The following is a 4029-nucleotide window of genomic DNA, read 5'->3' on the forward strand; positions in this document are numbered from 1 at the left end:
TATTATAAAGGAGTACAAGGACACGAATACAAACTATCGGATGTGCTCTAGCTATGGCAAACAGGAAAGGACCGGGCTGGTTTTTGCCCGGTTTTTCTTACTAAGATACGTGTAATCCAAGCTTCAGCATTCTATAGCAAATGGAAGGATCTGTTAGATTGTAACTGTCACTAGTCCAATTTTTGAATTGTGAATTGATCCTGTAGTAACAGCCAATTTTGTGGGAAAGCTAACCCTAATTTCCAATAGGATATGCCTAATAAACCTAATTCCTTTATGAGATTGAATTTGGCTTGAATGGACCGCGCATCTTCAAACCATACCTCATGTTGACTTCCTGTATTATCGGTATACGTGAAGTAAGGTGCCTGAGCCTTTTCATCGTATCTAATTTCTGCATTGTTTTCTCTTGCAATCGCGATAGCTCGCTGTGGACTTACAGCCTGAGCCGGCTCCCCACCATTTGCCTGATATGGCAGTGTCCAGTTGTATCCATATAAATTTTGACCTAATAAGATTTTCGTAGCGGGCATTTCCGTTAATGCATACATAACGACTTCCCTTACTTGATCAATTGGTGAAACAGCCATTGGTGGTCCGTAGGTATAGCCCCATTCATAGGTCATTAGCACAACAAAATCAGCAATTTCACCATGTACTGCATAATCATGTGCCTCATACCACTGTCCAGTCTGTGTGGCACTGGTTTTTGGTGCTAATGCTGTGGACATTAATAAATCTTCTTGGGATAAGCGTTCCTTTGCTTTTCTTAAAAACGCATTGTATGCTTCTCTGTCCTCTGGGGGAAGAAATTCAAAATCAAAATGCACATCGCTATATCCACCAGAAGTAGCTGTATTAACGATGTTATCTAGGAGTGTGTTTTGAACGCTTTGAACGGTTACAATAATATGTCCAAGTTCTTGGCTGAATTGACCCTCTTCCAGATTAGTCACAACCAGCATCTTTGCCGTGTTATTCTGTTCAGCGATTTCCGATAATCCATTTAATGGTGGTGGTGTTAAGCTACCATCTCTGCCAACACGATAGCTAAATATCGCTAAGTAGGTTAAATATGGAGTGGTTTTCATGGCTGCATTTTCTAGCGTATCAGAAACAGAATCTCCCATTGGTTCGATATAGGCATTGCTTGTGATAGGTGATTTAGGCCCTGGTGGTATATAAAGCCTAAATCCAACCGGAAGTACATTACCTGGCGAGATACCATTTATTTGTGCTAGCTCCTGATAAGACATTCCGAATTGTTGAGCGATGGAAAATAAACTATCACCAGGTTGGACAAAATAAAACTGTCCGACGATAGGAATAACTAATGCCTGACCGACCACTAAATTGTTTGGAGCGTCTAGTTCATTGGCATCGATAAGCGCCTGTGTTGTTGTATTATATGTATTTGCAATACCATATAACGATTCACCTGGGCTAACTACGTGAATTTGCATATAGAATCCCTCCTTCATGAGGTTGTTCAAAAATGAATTAACCTCTCTTTGAACACACCTATTTATCGATCTGCTATTAACAATCTATGAGAAGGGATTTCTTGTTATTCCAACTATATAGCTGTGATATTTGCTTTCATGACAGAATGTAATAAATATAGAGCATATTCATTATTGTCCTTACCTTCAGAAGCCATGCAGTTCTTTGGGATGTGCATATCATACCCATACATATAGGCATCCTTTGCAGTAAATAGAATACAAATATCACCCGCAATTCCTGCCATTAATAAGTTGTTTTTTCCTAATTCATTTAGCAGAGATTGTAATGGCGTTTGAAAAAAGGCGGAATGCTGTGGTTTAATTAGAAAATAGTCATTATCTTCTGGTTTTAACGGTTCAATGATTTGTTTACTCCTATCATTATGGCAGTAATTGATAATTTTATGAAAGTCAGCCTGCCAAAGACCATAATGGTCATTAACATAAATAATAGGAAGTTGCTTTTCTTTTGCAAAGTTGCGTAATCGTAATAAATGAGGAAGTATATCTTTCGTATTTGCTAATAAGTTATTACCACCATCAAAATTAAAATCATTTACAATATCTACAAATAAAACAGCGGTGTTTTCAAGCGATGAATGCAATCCAATTACTCCTCTCTAATTTAAAGGAATTGATGTTTAATGATGCTTTTCTTTTAGTTATTTCCGTATTCTTGTTTTTCAAACTATTATTGAAAGGTAGGGGCAAAATTGTTGGATGAAAAAATGATGGAGTTAGCCATAGACGAGGCTACTAAAGCTGCAAGACAAAATGAAGTTCCTATTGGAGCTGTTATTGTATATCAAGGTGAAGTAATTGCTAGAGGCTATAATCAGCGTGAAACATCACAAAGTACGTTATCACATGCTGAATTGATTGCTATCGAACAAGCCAATGATGTAATTGGCAGTTGGCGCTTAGAGGATTGTACACTGTATGTGACGTTAGAGCCTTGTCCGATGTGTGCTGGGGCAATTGTCCAATCTCGAATTAAGCGTGTTGTATATGGAGCAAAAGATCCAAAGGCAGGTTGTGCTGGTACACTAATGAATCTATTAGCAGATAAGCGGTTTAATCATCAGGTAGACATTACGAAGGGTGTGCTAGAAACAGACTGTGGAGATCTTTTAAGAAATTTTTTCAAAGACCTACGTAAGCAAAAAAAGAAGAGCTAAGGTAAGCTTAAGAGCGAAAATCTATTTTAACAGATTAGTTATTTTTCCATGCTCTACCATTGCATTTTTTTAATATTATCGTTATAATGATTAATGCCGTGCTAAGCGGGGAGGTAGCGGTGCCCTGTACTTGCAATCCGCTATAGCGAGGCTGAATTCCCATCTGAGGTACGATGACTTTATAGTCTGCCTTAAGGGAGTGGTGTTGACGCTTAGGTCCTGCGCAACAGAAACCCATGAATCCTGTCAGGTCCGGAAGGAAGCAGCAGTAAGTGGTCATTTCTGTGTGCCGCGGGGAAGCCTAGGTTGAGCCATGAACTTGAGTAACGTATAGGGTTGTCGTATCGAAGATGGGTGCACGGTTTACATAAGATTAGTAAGTCCCCTAGCTGTTTGCAGCTAGGGGACTTTTTAAATGGGATATAATTTTTTAGGCACCATTAATTAGACGTATATTCATTGTGATGGAGTCGGTACGGTACCTGTATTAATCAACGATGGATAATGGAGGAAAATTACGACACTCCTGTGGAAAGAAAGTGACAGAGACACCGTAAAAGTTTGTGTTAGGGTAACGTGCATTTCTCGGTGGAAAACGAGTATCCTTTCCTCAGTAGTAAGAGTAAGAGAACCAAAAGATATATAGAAGTGAAGATAATAGGTAACCCAAGCAATATTAATAATAGAAGTGCTAAATAGATATGAAAGGGAGAGGTACAAAATGGATCGAAAAGTAATATGGGAACATCATGAGAACGTAGGAACAGAATTTTTGCAAATGAAATATATGCAAGATGGTATACAGATTACAAGTACGGTTATAAACGGTCAGAAAGAGGCTCCTTATCTTGTTCATTATCAAATCGAACTGAATAGGCATTGGAAATTTCGAGAATTGAGAGCTGAAGCAGATAGTGGAAAGCAAATCGTACTACGCTCTAACGATCAACGAGAGTGGTTTAATGAAGCGGGAGAGGAGATTACTCATTTACGAGGTGCAATGGATATTGATTTATCGTGTACGCCTTTTACCAACTCCTTGCCAATCAATCGTTTTATGTGGGAGACTGGTCAATCCAGTGATTTTGACATGGTATTTATAGCTGTTCCAGACTTTACATTGACTAAAGTTAAACAACGGTATCATCTTGTAGAACAGTCAGATAAGCGGAAGGTATTTAATTACAAAAGTAATACGTTTGAATCGACGATTGAAGTAGACGAGATGGGGATTGTGACAAAGTATCCGGGATTATTTACCAGATTATATGCTAAATAAAAAGGGGCTGGGACATAACTAGCCTGGAGAAGTAAAAAAGAGATTCCAGTTATCAAAAATAGATAGC

General features: G+C 38.5%; 4 protein-coding genes and 1 other RNA gene. 3 read left to right on the top strand and 2 right to left on the bottom strand.

The features are described from left to right. Window positions 1-170: 170 nt before the first annotated feature. Window positions 171-1463, bottom strand: a complete 1293-nt coding sequence (locus tag ABDZ84_RS14855; RefSeq protein WP_121604262.1) for a glycoside hydrolase family 18 protein — start codon at window positions 1461-1463, stop codon at window positions 171-173. Window positions 1464-1576: 113 nt separating this feature from the next. Then, window positions 1577-2110, bottom strand: coding sequence for a cysteine hydrolase family protein (locus ABDZ84_RS14860; RefSeq protein WP_026680141.1), 534 nt, complete (start codon window positions 2108-2110; stop codon window positions 1577-1579). Between the two features lie 108 nt (window positions 2111-2218). On the opposite strand from ABDZ84_RS14860, the gene tadA reads away from it, so the two are divergent. From tadA to ABDZ84_RS14875, 3 genes are all read left to right on the top strand, one after another. Then, complete coding sequence (gene tadA, locus ABDZ84_RS14865) at window positions 2219-2683, top strand: tRNA adenosine(34) deaminase TadA (RefSeq protein ID WP_026680142.1); 465 nt, start codon at window positions 2219-2221, stop codon at window positions 2681-2683. 96 nt (window positions 2684-2779) lie between these two features. Then, window positions 2780-3045, top strand: an RNA gene (ffs, locus tag ABDZ84_RS14870) — signal recognition particle sRNA large type. A 359-nt stretch (window positions 3046-3404) separates the two neighbouring features. Further along, window positions 3405-3962 carry a putative glycolipid-binding domain-containing protein gene (locus ABDZ84_RS14875; protein ID WP_051388259.1) on the top strand — a complete coding sequence of 186 codons (558 nt, stop codon included), beginning with the start codon at window positions 3405-3407 and terminating at the stop codon, window positions 3960-3962. The last annotated feature ends 67 nt before the right edge of the window (window positions 3963-4029 follow it).

This window comes from Virgibacillus salarius (assembly GCF_039521925.1).
Taxonomy (GTDB): Bacteria; Bacillota; Bacilli; order Bacillales; family Amphibacillaceae; genus Virgibacillus; species Virgibacillus salarius.

Excerpts from the sequence above, each read along its gene's own strand:
- ABDZ84_RS14855 (WP_121604262.1), bottom strand. The coding sequence starts at position 1,463 with ATGCAAATTCACGTAGTTAGCCCAGGTGAATCGTTATATGGTATTGCA.
- ABDZ84_RS14875 (WP_051388259.1), top strand. The coding sequence starts at position 3,405 with ATGGATCGAAAAGTAATATGGGAACATCATGAGAACGTAGGAACAGAA.